A 15,529-nucleotide genomic window follows, 5' to 3' on the forward strand; every position below is an offset into this window, starting at 1 on the left:
CCGCCTTCGTGGCGTCCCACCGTCGTCCCAAGCCCGCCAGCCGTGCCCGCGTCTCGATCCTGACCGCAGCCGCCGCCACCGCGGTGGCCCTGTCCGCCCAGTCCGGCGCCCACGCCGACCCGGCGCCGACCAAGGACCAGGTCAAGCAGCAGGTCGACGCGCTCAACGAGCAGGCCGAGGTAAAGACCGAGGCGTACAACGCCGCCGTCGAGAAGCAGCAGACCCTGCAGAAGCAGGTCACCCAGATCCAGGACCAGGTCGCCCGCCAGCAGGCCCAGGTGACCACCGTTCAGGACAGCCTCGCCGGGATCGCCGCCGAGCAGTACCGCACGGGCGGCATCGACCCCACCGTGCAGCTGATGCTCTCCAGCAGCCCGGACTCGTTCCTCGGCCAGGCAGGTGCCCTCAACCAGGTCGGCTCGACCCAGGCCGACCTGCTGAAGTCCTTCAAGGACGAGCAGTCCAAGCTCGACCAGCAGCGCCAGGAGGCGGAGGGCAAGCTCGGCGAGCTCGACTCCACCACCAAGAGCCTGAAGGCCGACAAGGACGACATCCAGGCCAAGCTCGCCAAGGCGCAGGATCTGCTCAACACGCTGACCCAGCAGGAGCGCGACGCCCTCGCCGCCGCCGAGGCCAAGGCCGCCGCCGACTCCAAGGCGTCCGCCGAGCGGGCCTCCCGCGACGCGCCGCGGGCCAACCTGGCCAACCTGCCCGCGAGCTCGGGCTACGCCGCCGCGGCCGTGGCCGCCGCCGAGTCCAAGCTCGGCAGCTGGTACTCCTACGGCGCGACCGGCCCGTCCACCTTCGACTGCTCCGGTCTGATGCAGTGGGCGTACGGCCAGGCGGGTGTCTCGATCCCGCGCACCTCGCAGGCCCAGGCGGGCGCCGGCACCAGCGTCGGCACCGACATCGCCAACGCCAAGCCCGGTGACCTGATCATCTACTACGGCGACCAGCACCACGTCGGCATGTACGTCGGCAACGGTCAGATCATCCACGCGCCGCACACCGGCGCCCAGGTCCGCTACGAGTCGGCGACCGCCATGCCGATCAGCCGGATCGTCCGCGTCTGACGACGGCTCGCCCGAGGGCCCGGTACTCCCGTGGAGTGCCGGGCCCTTGGCGTACGGCCGGACGGATGTCCGATTAGGGGTCAAATATTCGTGACTGGAGGGGTTTGGACTAGATAAGGGCGACTCGCTAGCCTCTGGCCCATGTCACTGCACCGACCCCACCTGCCGGGCGTCCAGCGGCTGGCCCGTGCCCTGGCCCTCACCGCCGCGGCCACCAGCGCCATCGGCGTGACGGTCACCGCGGCCCACGCCGAGCCGACCAGCAGGAAGGACGTCAAGGCCCAGGTCGACCAGCTCTACGACGAGGCCGAGCGGGCCTCGGAGAAGTACAACGCGGCCCGGGAGCTCCAGCGCACCCTGCAGTCCGAGACCACCGCACTGCAGGACCAGGTCGCCGCCGGACAGGACGAGCTCAACCGGCTCCGCCAGGACCTGTCCGCGGTCGCCGCCGCCCAGTACCGGGCCGGCGGGATCGACCCCACCGTCCGGCTGATGCTCGACTCCGACCCGGACGGCTACCTTGCCGGCGTCCGCTCGCTCGACCAGGCGACCGACCGGCAGAACGAGACCCTCCGGCAGGTCCTCGACCGCCAGCGCCGGCTCGACCAGCGCCGCGACGAGGCCGCCGCCAAGCTGACCGAGCTGGACCGGGTGAGGCAGACCCTCGCCGACTCCAAGGACGACGTCCGCCAGCGGCTGGCCACGGCCCAGCGGCTGCTCAACAGCCTCCCCTCGGCGGAGCGGGCCAGGATGGCCGCCGACGACGCCCGCGAGGCCGAGCGGCGCGCCACCCGCGGCACCGACCGCCTCGACCTCGGCGACCAGCCGCCCTCCTCGGACCGCGCCGCGGCCGCCCTGGCCGCCGCGATCAGCCGGATCGGCTCCCCGTACGTGTACGGCTCGACCGGCCCGCGCACGTTCGACTGCTCCGGTCTGATGTACTGGAGCTGGCGGCAGGCCGGAGTGACCCTGCCGCGGACCTCGCAGGAGCAGGCCTCCGCCGGCCGGCGGATCCCCCTCTCCGAAGCACGACCGGGAGACCTGGTGATCTTCTACAGGGACATGCACCACGTCGGCATGTACGCCGGCGGGGGCGTGGTCGTGCACGCGCCGTACCCGGGAGCCCGGGTCCGCTACGAGAGCGTCAACGCCATGCCCGTCGCCGGGGTGGTGCGGGTCTGAGCCCCGACGAGCCCCTGGTCACCGACCGGCCCGCCGCCGACGTGCAGGCGGGCCGGTCCGTGCTGTCCCGCCGCGCCGCCCTGCTGCTGGCCGCCGGCGGGCTCGTCCAGCTCTCCCTGCCCGGGGCGGTCGCCGCCCCGCCGCGCCCCGCGCCGCCGGACGCCCCCGCGCCCGTCCGGCCCGCACTCGACGCCCTGCTCGCCGCCCGCGCCCGGGCCCTGCGGGCCGGCGACGCCACCGCCCTCGCGGCGACCTGCACCCCCGGCGCCGCGGCCGCGCAGACCGAGCTGCTGGCGCGGATCGCCGGCGTCCCGCTCGCCGAGCTCGGCTACCGGATCACCTCCTTCACCGAGCCCCCGCCCGGCGCCGATCGGCTGGTCGCCGCCGCCGAACTCGGCTACCGGCTGACCGGGACCGACGACTTCCCGGCCCTCTGCCAGCGGCGGCTGGAGTTCGACCGGACCGCCGACGGCCGGTGGCTGCTGGACACCGAGCAGCCGACCGGCTCGGTCGCCCTCTGGGACCTCGGCGCCGTCCACGCCACCGACGGCCGCAGCTGCCTGGTGCTCGGGCTCGCCGACCAGGCCACCCTCGGCGAGCTCGCCGCCCTCGGCGACCGGGCCGCCCCCGCCGTCGCCGAGGTGTGGGGGAACGGCCGGGGCGGGCGCCTGCTGCTGGAGCTGCCCGCCACCGAGGAACAGTTCGCCCGGCTGATGGACGTCCCCGCCGACACCTACAAGGGCATAGCAGCCGTCACCCTCGCCGTCTCCGGCGCGCCCCTGCACACCCCGGCCGACCGGATCCTGGTCAACCCCGACGCCTACCGCGAGCTGAGCCAGATCGGTCGCCGCGTCGTCGTCACCCACGAGGCCACCCACGTCGCCACCCGTGCCGACACCAAGGCCTGGACCCCGCTCTGGCTCTCCGAGGGCGTCGCCGACTGGACCGCCTACCGTGACTCCGGCCGCACCGCCCACCAGATCGCCCCCGAGCTGACCGCCGACGTCCGGACCGGCCGCATCCCGACCGCGCTGCCCGAGGACACCGCCTTCGCCGCCGGAGCGACCGGGATCGCGCAGGCGTACGAGATGGCGTGGCTCGCCTGCGACCTGATCGTGCGGCGCTACGGCGGGCAGGAGCGGCTGGTGGCGCTCTACCGTGCTGTCGGCGCCGCGGGGGCCGGGCAGCTGGAGCGGGCGTTCCGGACGGAGCTGGGCGTGGGAGTGGCGGAGTTCACCAAGCAATGGACCGGCGAGGTCGCCAAGCAGTTGGGGTGAACCACAGGGGCGCGGGGAACTGCGCGAGGCGGGAGACTGCCACCTGTGAGCCGCCCGCCTGCGGTGCACCCGCCCAGGGCGGCTGACAGGTCGGGGCCTCCCGCCTCGCGCAGTTCCCCGCGCCCCTGGTGCTACTCGAGTACGCCCGGGGTGGTGCAGGCCTCGGCGGCTGTGCGGGAGGCGTGTTCCATGGCGGTGTGCGGCGGCTCGCCCGCGAAGGTGGCGGCGAGGAAGCCGGACACGAAGGCGTCGCCCGCGCCGTTGGTGTCGATGATCGGGCGGCCCGGGTCGACGGCGGGGAAGTGGCGGACGGTGTCGTCCTCGCGGGTGAGCAGGTGGCTGCCGGCGGCGCCGTCGGTGGCGACCACCAGGCGGGCCCGCCCCTCGGCGAGGACGGCCCGCATCAGCTGCTCGTGGCGCCCCTCGCAGCCGGCCGCCGACAGGAACACCAGGTCCGAGTTGATCGCGTAGTGGCGGTGGTGCGGGTTGCGGCCGTCCCAGGCGTGCAGGTCGGTGGAGCAGGTCGGGCCGAGCCGGCGGATGTCCTCGTACAGGTGGCGGTTGACGCCGGTGATGGAGAGGTGGACGTGCCGGGCGCGCTCCAGGAAGGGGAGGTAGAACTCCCGTGGGAGGGCCAGGTCGGCGGGGTGGCGGCCGTCGTAGAAGGAGAAGCGGCGCCCCTGCCGGTCGACCAGGTTCACGCCGCGCGGGGTGCCGGCGGGGGAGAGCAGGTGGCTGAAGTCCAGGCCGTGCCGGCGGTAGGCGGCGAGGACCTGCTCGCCCTGCGGGTCGTCGCCGAGGAAGTCGATGAACTTGGTGCGCAGGCCGAGTCGGTGGCAGCCGACGGCGACGCCGGTGCCGGTGTGGCCGACGTGGTCGCGGACCGGTGGGACCCCGATCGAGTCGGAGGCCGGCAGTTCCAGCCGGTCGACCCGGACGATGGTGTCCACCCCGGCGCCGCCGACCACCAGGACGTCGTACGGGGATTCGGTGACGGGCATGCCGGAGATCGTGCCAGTGCCCGGCCGGGTGCTGCAAGAGTTTTCAGAAAGTTTCAGGACGCCTGGGTGGCCCGGCCGGCGGCGGTGCCGAGGTCGTCCAGCAGGGCCTGCTCGTAGGCGATGCCCGGGCGGACCGGGTAGTGGGACGGCGGGTCGGCGGGCGGCAGCACCACGGTCGGGGTGGCGTCCGGGCGGCGGGTGGAGCGCCACAGCCGGCGGCAGGAGACCAGGGTGGCGGCCAGCAGCAGCAGGTTGCGGGCGCTGAGCACGACCACGCCCCAGAACTGGCTCTTGTGCACCTGCCCGAACAGCATCGGGAACTCGAGCGTGGTGAACACGGTCGCGAGCAGGATCAGCACCGCCACCGGCCGCTGGCTGCTGCCGCGCACGGTCAGGCAGACCGCCGCCAGGCCGATCAGCCAGACCAGGTACTGCGGGCTGATCACCCGGCTGGTCACGGTGAAGATCAGCAGGGCGCACAGCGCCGCGTCGTACGTGGTGGACGCCTGCCAGCGGCCGGCCCGCAGCCGCCACAGCAGCAGCCAGCCGAAACCGGTCGCGGTCAGCGCGACCATCACCTTGGAGATCACCGGCACCCACGGGCCGAGCATCTCGACCGAGCCGTAGTTCATGGTCACCAGGCCGTTCCAGGAACCGGCCAGCCGGGCGAAGTGCAGCGGCAGGGCGCCGAGCGACTCGATCTCGATGCCGCGCTCGCTCTGGAACTTCAGGAACTCGAACGCGCCGTTCATGCCGGCGGTGAGCAGGAAGCCCAGCGCGGCGGCGGAGGCGGCGGCGGAGGTCCAGGCGCGGCGGGTACGGCGGCCGCGCGGGGTGCCGATCAGGGCCAGCAGCGGCCAGATCTTCAGCAGGCCGCCGAGGCCCAGCAGCAGGCCGCCGATCGACGGGCGGCGGACCACCGCGAGCAGTCCGCCGATCGCCAGCGCGGTCACGATGATGTCGTACCGGCAGTAGACCGTCGGCCCGAGCAGCGGGACGCCCACCACCCAGGTCCAGGCGCCCAGGAAGCTGCGGCCCTTGCGGGTGCCGGCCCGCATCAGCAGGGCCATCGCGGCGGCGTCGCAGATGCCGCACACGACGTAGAAGGAGACCAGGTACGACCAGGGCAGCATGCCCGGCAGCAGGATCACCAGGGCGGCGCCCGGCGGGTACTGCCAGGTCACGTCGTCCAGCGGGAAGGTGCCGGTGCGCAGCACCTCGTACCAGCCGTGGTAGATCACCGAGACGTCGGTGGTCACGTCAGTGTTGGAGATCCGCAGGAGCCCGACGACCAGCAGGACGATCAGCGTCCGGGTCGCCAGCCAGCCGCCCGTCAGCGCCCAGAGCGGCCCCCTCGTCGGGGTCGGCGCCGGCGCTGAGGAGAGCGCGAGGTGTGAGGTACTGCCGGATCGGCCGGCCGGGGCCAACTCCACAACGCTCCTTCGGTTCATCACGTACGCCGTTGGGCACCTAGTAGGACCGGCCCCGAGCTGAAACGGTTGCGTGGGCAGGCTTCGTTCCCGACACGCCCGGACGGTGACCTATCGTACGGATCACCGACCCGTACACCGAGCACCCCCCTACCGAGCGAGCCGCGGCTGATGCACAAGACCCTCATCGTCACCAACGACTTCCCGCCCCGGCCCGGTGGGATCCAGGCATTCGTCCACAATATGGCCCTGCGGCAGCCGGCCGGCTCCATTGTGGTGTACGCCTCGACCTGGCGGGACGGCACGGAGGTCGCCGCGTTCGACGCCGAGCAGCCGTTCCCGGTGATCCGGGACCGGACGAGGATGATGGTCCCCACCCCGAGGGTCACCCGGCGGGCGGCGGAGATCCTCCGGGCGGAGGGGTGCAGCTCGGTGTGGTTCGGTGCCGCCGCCCCGCTCGGCCTGATGGCCCCGCAGCTGCGCCGGGCCGGCGCCGACCGGCTGCTCGGCATGACCCACGGTCACGAGGCCGCCTGGGCCCAGCTGCCGGGCTCCCGGCAGCTGCTGCGCCGGATCGGCGCGGGCACCGACACCCTCACCTACCTGGGCGAGTACACCCGTTCGCGGATCGCCGCCGCGGTCGGCCCGGAGGCGGCCCGGCGGATGGTCCAGCTGCCGCCCGGGGTGGACGAGCAGACCTTCCGCCCGGACTCGGGCGGCGCCGAGGTCCGGGCCCGGCTGGGGCTGACCGACCGGCCGGTGGTGGTGTGCGTCTCCCGGCTGGTGCCGCGCAAGGGCCAGGACACCCTGATCAGGGCGATGCCGCAGATCCTCGCGGACGTGCCGGACGCGGTGCTGCTGATCGTCGGCGGCGGACCGTACCGGGCCGACCTGGAGAAGCTCGTGGACGCCACCGGTGTGCGCGGGTCGGTGGTGTTCACCGGCGCGGTGCCGTGGGAGGAGCTGCCCGCCCACTACGGCGCGGGCGACGTGTTCGCGATGCCCTGCCGCACCCGCCGCGGCGGACTGGACGTGGAGGGCCTCGGCATCGTCTACCTGGAGGCGTCCGCCACCGGCCTGCCGGTGGTCGCCGGCGACTCCGGCGGTGCGCCGGACGCCGTCCTGGAGGGCGAGACCGGCTTCGTGGTGCCCGGCCGCTCCCACGACGCCACCGCCGAACGGATCGTCCGGCTGCTCCGCGACGAGGCACTGCGCCGCCGGATGGGCGAGGCCGGTCGCCGCTGGGCCCACCGCTCCTGGCGCTGGGACATGCTCGCCGAACGCCTCACCGGCCTGCTCGCGGGCGCCTGACGCACCCTAGGGCAGGTTGGGGACGAGGAACCGGGCCGACTCCCACAGGGGGATTGCCCCTGCGGCGGCCAGGACCAGGGTCCGTACGACGAAGCCGGGAGTGAGAGCCCGGCTGGCCCTGGTCGGACGCTCGGGGTCGTAGCTGAGCTCCACCGGCCGGCCGGTCACGGCCGCGTCCGAGAGGCCCCAGACGGTCACCACCGAGTGGACGTCCTTCATCCGCCGGCCGTCGATGGTGGTGAAGGACATCTTGGAGAACTCCCAGAGGTGCCCGCCCTTGGTCCAGATCTTCACGTAGCCGGTCACCTCGCCGACCACGCCGATGCCCCGGCGGCGCAGCAGCCACATCGAGCGCAGGCGCCGCCCGACGCGCCAGAGCACGATGCCGCCGCCGAGCGCGAGCGGGCCGCCGCTGACCATGTCGTTCTGCGCCGTCGCCGGGTCGAGCGGGCTCACCTTCGCGAGCAGGTAGAGCAGCGTGCCGTACGCCAGCAGCAGGAAGCCGATCACCACCGCCCGCTGGACGAGCGGGTTGGCCTCCGCGGGCGGGAGCGCCTGCTCGCGCTCGACCCGGACCAGGGCGTGCCCGTCCTCCGCCGGCCGGACGCCCGCCAGGGCTGCGGTGAGCCGCTCCAGGAACGCCCGGGCGGCCCGCTCGTTGGCGGCGGCCAGCTCGAACGCCTCGCCCAGCCCGTGGACGGCGCCCGAGAGGTGGCCGGTCAGCTCGACCCGGACGCCCCCGTCCGAGGTGGCCGCTGCCGAGCGGACGGCCTGCACGGGGACCGTCCAGGTGGTGCGGCCGCGGACGATCCGCAGCCGGGAGCCGTCGAACCGGGTGGTCGCCCCCCGGCCGCTGATCACCAGTTCGGGTCTGTTCGTCGTACCGTCGGCCATGCGACGGGATGATATGGCGTCAGCTCCTGCGGCCGGGCCGGAATTTCGGCGCGGAGCGACCGGTGTCAGCGCTGGTAGATGGCCTCGACCTCGGTGGCGAAGTCCTTGAGGACGACGTTGCGCTTGAGCTTGAGCGAGGGCGTCAGGTGGCCGCTGGCCTCGGAGAAGACGGTGTCCAGCAGGCGGAACTTCTTCACCGCCTCGGCGTGCGAGACCGCCTGGTTGCCGTCGTCGACGGCGGACTGCAGGGCGGCCAGCAGGTCCGGGTCCTGGGCGAGCTCGGCGACGGTCGCGGTGGCGGGCTTGCCGTTGAGCTCCTTCCAGTGCGGGAAGAACTCCGGGTCGATGGTGATCAGGCAGCCGATGAACGGGCGGGCGTCGCCGACCACCATGACCTCGCCGACCAGGGCGTGGGCCCGGATCCGGTCCTCGATCACCGCGGGGGCGACGTTCTTGCCGCCTGCGGTGACGATGATCTCCTTCTTGCGGCCGGTGATGGTGAGGTAGCCCTCGTCGTCGAGCGTGCCGATGTCGCCGGTGGCGAACCAGCCGTCGCGCAGCGCCTCGGCGGTGGCGGCCGGGTTGTTCCAGTAGCCGGTGAAGATCTGCGGGCCCTTGAGCAGGACCTCGCCGTCCTCGGCGATTCTGATCGCGGAGCCGGGCACCGGCTGGCCGACGCTGCCGATCTTCGGCTTGTCGTTCGGGTTGAAGGCGGTGGCCGCGCAGGACTCGGTCAGGCCGTAGCCCTCCAGGACCTTGAAGCCGATGCCGCGGTAGAAGTGGCCGAGCCGCTCGCCGAGCGGGGCGCCGCCGGAGATGGCGGCCGAGCAGCGCCCGCCGAGGGCGGCCCGGAGCTTGCCGTAGACCAGCTTGTCGAAGACGGCGTGCTTGATCCGCAGGCCGAGCGGGGCGCCGCCGGCGTCCAGCGCGCGGCTGTAGGCGATCGCGGTGTCCGCGGCCTTGTCGAAGATCTTGCCCTTGCCGTCGGCCTGGGCCTTGGCGCGGGCGGTGTTGAAGACCTTCTCGAAGACCCGCGGCACGCCGAGGATCAGGGTCGGCCGGAAGGAGCCGAGCTCCTCGGTGACGTTCTTGATGTCCGAGACGTGGCCGAGCTTGATCGGCGCGATGGCGGCGGCGATCTCGGCGATCCGGCCGAGCACGTGGGCCAGCGGCAGGAAGAGCAGCACCGAGGACTCGCCGGTGCGGAACAGCTCCGGCATCCGGGCGACCACGTTGCCCAGTTCGGCGATGAAGTTGCCGTGGGTGAGCTGGCAGCCCTTCGGGCGGCCGGTGGTGCCGGAGGTGTAGACGATGGTGGCGAGCGAGTCCTCGGTCGGCACCGAGCGGCGCTCGGTCACGGTGGCGTCCGCGACCCCGGTGCCGGCCTGGATCAGCGCGGCGACGCCGCCGGCCTCGATCTGCCAGGTGTGCTTCAGCTCCGGCAGGTCGGCGCGGACCTCGGCGACCACGGCGGCGTGGGTGTCGGTCTCGGTGATCACGGCCAGCGCGCCGGAGTCGCCGAGGATCCACCGCACCTGCTCGGCGGAGGAGGTCTCGTACACCGGCACGGTGATCGCGCCGGCGCACCAGATCGCGAAGTCCAGCAGCGTCCACTCGTACCGGGTGCGCGACATCACGGCGACCCGGTCGCCCGGCTCGACGCCGGTGGCGATCAGGCCCTTGGCGACGGCGTGCACCTCGGCCAGGAACTGCACCGCGGTGAGGTCCTGCCAGCGGCCGTCGACCTTGCGGCTGAGCACGGCGGTGTCCGGGTGCCGCTCCGCGTTCTGGTGGATCAGGTCGGAGAGGTTACCGCCGCTCGGTACCTGGTAGAGGGCCGGAAGGCTGAACTCGAGCAAGACTGCTCCTCGTCTGCGACGCTGCGGGACGGCAGGACGTTACTGCCCGGTAGGTCGATTCGGCCAGAGGGGTCGGCTCCGGTGTTCTGAGCGTCACACCGCAGGTCAGATCGTGATTGTTCCGACTCGCACCTTACGACAGGGCAAACCTGACCCGCCGGTGGCCGCCCGGGCGGGCGATCTGCCGCCGCTCCGCCCGCGATAGCCTTCCCTGGGCGTACAGCAGAAGAAGACGCGGAGGGCCGCAATGGCGGAGCACACGAGGTCGAGCATCATCATCGACGCCACCCCGGCCGAGGTCATGGCGGTCATCGCCGACTTCGCCGCGTACCCGGAGTGGACCGGCGAGGTCAAGGAGATCGAGGTTCTGGAGACCGCCGACAACGGGCGCGCGGCCGAGGTCCGCCTGCTGCTGGACGCCGGCGCGATCCGCGACGAGCACGTGCTCGCCTACACCTGGGACGGCGACCGCGAGGTCAGCTGGACCCTGGTGAAGAGCCAGATGCTCCGCGCCCTGGACGGCTCCTACAGCCTGGGCGCCCTGAAGAGCGGTGGCACCGAGGTCACCTACCAGCTCGCCGTGGACGTCAAGATCCCGATGCTGGGCATGATCAAGCGCAAGGCCGAGAAGGTCATCATCGACCGGGCGCTGGCCGGGTTGAAGAAGCGCGTCGAGGGCTGACGGGGCCGGTGGTGACACGGACGATCCTGGTCAGCGGCGAAGCCTCGGCGACGGTCGCCGCCGCCACCGCCCTGCACCACGCCGGGCAGGGCCGGCGCACCCTGCTGCTGGCCGCGGACGACCCGCACCGCGCCGTCGACGCCCTGCTCGAGACCCGGCTCACCGCCGCACCCGCGCCCTGCGCCGAGCACCTGCGCGCCGCCCGGATCGACGAGCAGGCCGCCTTCCGGGACGCCCTGGCCGGCTACCGCGACCGGCTCGCGCCCGCCCTCGACCTGATCGGCGCCGAGCCGCTCGACCCCGAGGAGCTCACCCCGCTGCCCGGCACCCGACCGCTCGCCCTGCTGCGAGCCCTGCGCGAGGCCGACGCCGAGGTCCTGGTGGTGGCCGCCCCGCCGCCCGGCGACCTGCTCGCCGCGCTCGCCCTGCCCGAGCAGCTCGGCCGCTACCTCGCCCGGCTGCTGCCCGAGCAGCGCCAGGCCGCCCGGGCCCTGCGCCCGCTGCTGGCCGCGGTGGCCGGCGTCCCGATGCCGGCCGACTGGCTGTACGAGGCCCGGACCGCCGCCACCGCGGCGCTGACCGCCTCCCGCGCCGCCGTCGAGGCCCCCGGCACCACGGTCCGCCTGGTGGTCGACGCGGAGACCCACCGGCCGGACGAGCTGCGCCGGATCCGGGCCGGCCTCGCCCTGTACGGCCACCGCCTGGACGCCGTGGTCGCCCACCAGGCGCTGCCGCCGGCCGCCGCCGACTCGCCCGATCCCTGGCTGGCCGGCCTCGCCGCCCGCCAGCGCGACCGGCTCACCGCCCTGGCCGGCGAACTCGCCGAGGTGCCGCTGCTCACCTGCACCGCACCCGACCTGACCCTGGAGGGGATGGCGGCCGAGCTGTACGCGGCCGGCAGCCCGGCCGTCCCGCCGGCCCCCGAGGCGGTGGTCGAGGACCGGCTGGCCGAGGACGGCCTGCTGGTCTGGCGGCTGCCGCTGCCCGGCGCCGACCGCGGCGAGCTGGAGCTGGTCCGGCGCGGCGACGAACTGGTGGTCGGCGTCGGCGGATACCGCCGGATCCTGCCGCTGCCCTCCGCGCTGCGCCGCTGCACGGTCAGCGGCGCCGGGCTCGCGGACGGCGTGCTCGCGGTCCGCTTCGCGCCCGATCCCGACCTCTGGCCGCGCGCACTCCGGTAGCGTCACGGCTACCCGCGCGGTGTCGGCACGCCCGCCGCCGTGCCGCGGGCCCGGACGCACCCGCACGGCGCAGGCCGTACCACCGGTACCTCTGTACCTCCGTACCTCTGCACCTCTGCACCTCTGTCACCGAAGCCGTCCCGAGCGAGGGAGTCCCATGCCCGAGGAGAAGTCCGACCACCCCTTCGGGTCCGAGCTGGGCCCGCTGGTGGAGGAGGTCCGCAGGTTCGCCGTCGCGGTGGGCGGCAAGGCCCAGGAGATCGGCGGCCGGCTGCGCGAGAGCAACCCCGAGGTGTACGGACATCTCGCCGCCGCGGGCGGTGAACTGCTCGCCGCGTACCGGGCCGCGGTGGTCGGCCACGAGCGTCGCTGGTCCGGCTCCGGACACGCCGATGCCGAGCGCATCGACCTCGACGAGGCCTCCGACAAGTAGTGAACCCGCAGGTCAGCGCAGGTGACCATCAGGTGTGTTCGCGTCACTCAGCGAAGCGACTGATACGACTTCTGAAGGCATCAAACCCTGATCTCCGGGAAATGTCTTCGAATAATGTATGTCTTGGTGTGTACGTGGACCCTGTTGTGCAGGTAGCGTTCCGCTCAGCGGGAACGAGTGAATAGCTGAGGGACACATGGCTCTGACCATCGGCGTCGATGTCGGCGGCACGAAGATCGCGGCTGGCGTGGTCGACGAATCCGGCGAGATCCTGGCCAGGACCCGGGTACCCACCCCGGCCGACCCCCAGTGGGCGGTCGACGCGATCGCGCAGGCCGTACGCGAGCTCAAGGAGCTGTACCCGGACGTGGCCGGTGTGGGCGTGGGCGCCCCCGGGTTCGTCGACCGGGACCGCTCCACGGTGATCTTCGCGCCCAACATCGACTGGGAGAACGAGCCCCTCCAGCAGCGCATCGAGGAGCTCACCGGCCTCGGCACCGTGGTCGAGAACGACGCCAACTGCGCCGCCTGGGCGGAGTTCCGCTTCGGCGCGGCGGCGGACTACGAGGACATGGTGCTGATCACCGTCGGCACCGGCATCGGCGGCGGCATCGTCCTCGACGGCCGCCTGCACCGCGGCCGCTTCGGCGTGGCCGGCGAGATCGGCCACCTCAACATGGTCCCCGACGGCCTGCTGTGCGGCTGCGGCGGCCACGGCTGCTGGGAGCAGTACGGCTCCGGCCGCGCCCTGCGGCGCTACGGCCGCGAGAAGGCCGCACTCGACCCGATCGCCGGCAAGCGGATGCTGGAGCTCAACGACGGCGCCGCCGAGACCATCCGCGGCATCCACATCACCGAGGCCGCGGAGGAGGGTGACCCGCTCGCCCTGGAGTGCTACGCCGAACTCGCCGACTGGCTCGGCCGCGGCATGGCCGACCTGGCCGCGCTCTTCGACCCGGGCGTCTTCGTCCTCGGCGGCGGCGTCTCCGACTCCGGGCGGCTGCTGCTCGACCCCGTCCGCGACTGCTTCGAGAAGTACCTGACCGGCGGTTCGCACCGCCCCCGCGCCGAGGTGGTGCTCGCCTCGATGGGCTCCGCCGCCGGCATCTCCGGCGCGGGCGACCTCGCGCGGACCTGAGCGTCGCAGGCGCGGGGAGCCGTGGGTGCGCGCTCCCCGCGCCTCGACATGTCCGAACGCCCGTGGCTCCAACCCTCGTCGCCGAACAGCGCCTAGCATCGTCCCCGTGACGCTGCCTTCTTCCGGCGCGGAGCCGGACGGTGCCCGGCGGGTGCGGGTGCTCAGCTACAACGTCCGATCGCTGCGCGACGACCGGGACGCCCTGGTCCGGGTGGTCCGGGCCTGCGAGCCGGACCTGGTCTGCGTGCAGGAATCGCCGCGCTACTGGCGGCCGTTCAAGCAGGCGGCGTGGCTCGCCGGCGAGACCGGCACGGTGATCCTGGCCGGTGGCGGGCGGGTCGCCGCCGGTCCGCTGCTGCTCGGCCGACTGGGCGTCACCGTCCTCGAGGTGCGCGACCGGCTGCTGCCCAAGACCCGCGGCCTGCACGCCCGCGGCTTCGCCGGTGCGCTGGTGCGGATCGGCGACGCGGCGCCGTTCTCGGTGACCAGCTGCCACCTGAGCCTCGACCCCGACGAGCGGCTGCGCCAGTTCGCGCTGCTGCCGCAGCAGTTGCGTGCCGGCGAACATGGCGTGATCGCAGGGGACTTCAACGAGCACCCGGACGGCGCCGGCTGGCGGAGGCTGGCCCGCGCCTTCCAGGACGGCCACGCCACCGCGCCCTGGGGCGGCACCTACACCTCCGTGCCGGACAACCCGTACCAGCGGATCGACGCGGTCTTCGCCAGCCCCGGCATCGACGTGCTCGCCTGCGGGGTGCCGCACGGGCTGCCCGGGGTGGAGCCCGCCGACCTGCGGGCCGCCACCGACCACCTGCCCGTCCTCGCCGTGCTGCGGGTGCCCGCCGGATGAGCGGCGAACCGGCCCCGGCGGCGCAGGTCCCGTCGGAGGCGGAGTCGGAGGAGCACCGGGCGGGCTGGTTCGAGCTCTTCTTCGACCTGGTGTTCGTGGTGACGGTCGCCGTCCTCGCCCAGGGGCTGCACGGCAACCCGTCGGCCGCCGACTTCGGCACGTTCCTGGTGCTGTTCTTCCCGGCGTGGTGGGCGTGGGCCAACCTGATGGTCACGGTCAACGTGCTCGGCTCGGGGGTGCCCCGGATCCAGGCCATGCTGCTCGGCGCGATGCCCGGCCTCGGCCTGATGGCCGCCGCCGCACCGGACGGCCTCGGCAACCGGGCGTGGGCCTACGCGCTCGGCGCCGCCTGGGTCCGGCTGGTCTTCTTCGTCATCTGGTGGGGCCAGGTCCGGCGCCCGGACGAGGTGCTGCCGCAGTGGCGTCCGCTGCTGTACGGGCTGGTGCCGGCGCTGCTCTGGGCGGTCTCGGCGGTCGTCCCCGGGCCGGGGCGGTTCGTCCTGTGGGGAGCGGCGATGGCGCTGGAGGTCGCCCTGCTGGCGATCACCAGCGACCCGTCGGCGGTGCTGTACGAACAGCTGTCGGCGGAACACCTGGTGGAGCGGATCAGCCTGTTCGTGGTGATCGTGCTCGGCGAGAGCGTCTTCACCGTGGTCGCCACCCTCGCCGGGCACTTCGTCCGGGCCTCCGCGCTGGCCGCCCTGCTCGGCTTCGTGGTGGTCGCCGAACTGGCCATGGTGTTCTTCCTCTGGGGCACCACCGCCGCCGCCCGGGGCCTGGACCGGGCCCAGGCCGGCCGGGCCAACCGGGCGATCCGGGACACCGTGATGTACCTGCCGTTCGTCCTGATCGCCGGCATCACCGTGCTCTCCGGCGCCCTCGGCACCGCCGTCGCCGAGCCCGTCCACCACCTGCCGCCGGGTGCCCGCTGGGCGCTGTGCGGCGGTGTCCTCGCCTTCTACACCGCCAACGCCGCGATCGCGCTGCGCTACGGCGACCCGGTGCGGTCGGTGTTCGGCTGGTACGGGCCCTGCCTGCTGTTCGTCATCGTCGGCCTGGTCCCGGCCAGTGTGTGGCTGCCCGCCTGGGCGGCGGTGGGTGTCGCCGCCGCCGTCGTGCTGGCGATGGCCAAGCTCGCCAAGTACCGCATCCGCCGGGGCCTGCACTCGCTGCCCTGACGGAGAGTCTGCCTGACGGAGGGTCTGCCTGACGGGGAGG

General features: G+C 73.5%; 14 protein-coding genes. 10 read left to right on the plus strand and 4 right to left on the minus strand.

Annotation, left to right across the window (positions count from 1 at the left end; translation table 11 throughout):
• Window positions 1–8: 8 nt before the first annotated feature.
• The 3 genes from FHR36_RS19650 (at window position 9) to FHR36_RS19660 (ending at window position 3,532) form a co-directional block, all read left to right on the plus strand.
• The gene (locus FHR36_RS19650) at window positions 9–1,073 is read left to right on the plus strand and encodes a C40 family peptidase (RefSeq protein ID WP_253799064.1); all 1,065 of its coding nucleotides are present in this window, start codon (window positions 9–11) and stop codon (window positions 1,071–1,073) included.
• Window positions 1,074–1,214: 141 nt separating this feature from the next.
• Window positions 1,215–2,255: a C40 family peptidase gene (locus tag FHR36_RS19655; RefSeq protein ID WP_253799065.1), complete on the plus strand. Its 1,041-nt coding sequence runs from the start codon at window positions 1,215–1,217 to the stop codon at window positions 2,253–2,255.
• A 59-nt stretch (window positions 2,256–2,314) separates the two neighbouring features.
• On the plus strand, window positions 2,315–3,532 hold the full coding sequence (locus FHR36_RS19660; protein WP_253799471.1) for a hypothetical protein: 1,218 nt from the start codon (window positions 2,315–2,317) through the stop codon (window positions 3,530–3,532).
• Between the two features lie 131 nt (window positions 3,533–3,663).
• Here the strand turns inward: FHR36_RS19660 and FHR36_RS19665 are convergent, their stop codons facing one another.
• On the minus strand, window positions 3,664–4,533 hold the full coding sequence (locus FHR36_RS19665; protein ID WP_253799067.1) for a carbohydrate kinase family protein: 870 nt from the start codon (window positions 4,531–4,533) through the stop codon (window positions 3,664–3,666).
• Between the two features lie 53 nt (window positions 4,534–4,586).
• Window positions 4,587–5,960 carry a glycosyltransferase 87 family protein gene (locus FHR36_RS19670; RefSeq protein WP_301330484.1) on the minus strand — a complete coding sequence of 458 codons (1,374 nt, stop codon included), beginning with the start codon at window positions 5,958–5,960 and terminating at the stop codon, window positions 4,587–4,589.
• A 174-nt stretch (window positions 5,961–6,134) separates the two neighbouring features.
• Between FHR36_RS19670 and FHR36_RS19675 the strand changes: the two genes are divergently transcribed.
• Window positions 6,135–7,274, plus strand: a complete 1,140-nt coding sequence (locus FHR36_RS19675; protein WP_253799071.1) for a glycosyltransferase family 4 protein — start codon at window positions 6,135–6,137, stop codon at window positions 7,272–7,274.
• A 6-nt stretch (window positions 7,275–7,280) separates the two neighbouring features.
• On the opposite strand, the gene FHR36_RS19680 is transcribed toward FHR36_RS19675, so the two are convergent.
• Window positions 7,281–8,168 carry a hypothetical protein gene (locus FHR36_RS19680; protein WP_253799074.1) on the minus strand — a complete coding sequence of 296 codons (888 nt, stop codon included), beginning with the start codon at window positions 8,166–8,168 and terminating at the stop codon, window positions 7,281–7,283.
• A 65-nt stretch (window positions 8,169–8,233) separates the two neighbouring features.
• Window positions 8,234–10,027: an AMP-dependent synthetase/ligase gene (locus FHR36_RS19685; protein ID WP_253799077.1), complete on the minus strand. Its 1,794-nt coding sequence runs from the start codon at window positions 10,025–10,027 to the stop codon at window positions 8,234–8,236.
• Between the two features lie 247 nt (window positions 10,028–10,274).
• Here FHR36_RS19685 and FHR36_RS19690 point away from each other — a divergent pair, with 247 nt between their 5' ends.
• The 6 genes from FHR36_RS19690 to FHR36_RS19715 all read left to right on the plus strand — a co-directional run bounded on the left by FHR36_RS19690 (window position 10,275) and on the right by FHR36_RS19715 (window position 15,489).
• The gene (locus tag FHR36_RS19690) at window positions 10,275–10,709 is read left to right on the plus strand and encodes an SRPBCC family protein (protein WP_253799080.1); all 435 of its coding nucleotides are present in this window, start codon (window positions 10,275–10,277) and stop codon (window positions 10,707–10,709) included.
• An 11-nt stretch (window positions 10,710–10,720) separates the two neighbouring features.
• Window positions 10,721–11,890, plus strand: a complete 1,170-nt coding sequence (locus tag FHR36_RS19695; protein WP_253799085.1) for an ArsA family ATPase — start codon at window positions 10,721–10,723, stop codon at window positions 11,888–11,890.
• Window positions 11,891–12,047: 157 nt separating this feature from the next.
• The gene (locus FHR36_RS40330; RefSeq protein WP_346141162.1) at window positions 12,048–12,323 is read left to right on the plus strand and encodes a DUF5304 family protein; all 276 of its coding nucleotides are present in this window, start codon (window positions 12,048–12,050) and stop codon (window positions 12,321–12,323) included.
• 196 nt (window positions 12,324–12,519) lie between these two features.
• On the plus strand, window positions 12,520–13,461 hold the full coding sequence (locus tag FHR36_RS19705; RefSeq protein ID WP_253799088.1) for an ROK family glucokinase: 942 nt from the start codon (window positions 12,520–12,522) through the stop codon (window positions 13,459–13,461).
• 97 nt (window positions 13,462–13,558) lie between these two features.
• Window positions 13,559–14,311, plus strand: coding sequence for an endonuclease/exonuclease/phosphatase family protein (locus FHR36_RS19710; protein WP_253799452.1), 753 nt, complete (start codon window positions 13,559–13,561; stop codon window positions 14,309–14,311).
• Complete coding sequence (locus FHR36_RS19715; RefSeq protein WP_253799091.1) at window positions 14,308–15,489, plus strand: low temperature requirement protein A; 1,182 nt, start codon at window positions 14,308–14,310, stop codon at window positions 15,487–15,489. Before FHR36_RS19710 ends, FHR36_RS19715 begins: the two co-directional genes overlap by 4 nt.
• Window positions 15,490–15,529 lie beyond the last annotated feature (40 nt).

The organism is Kitasatospora cinereorecta, assembly GCF_024172095.1.
Taxonomy (GTDB): Bacteria; Actinomycetota; Actinomycetes; order Streptomycetales; family Streptomycetaceae; genus Kitasatospora; species Kitasatospora cinereorecta.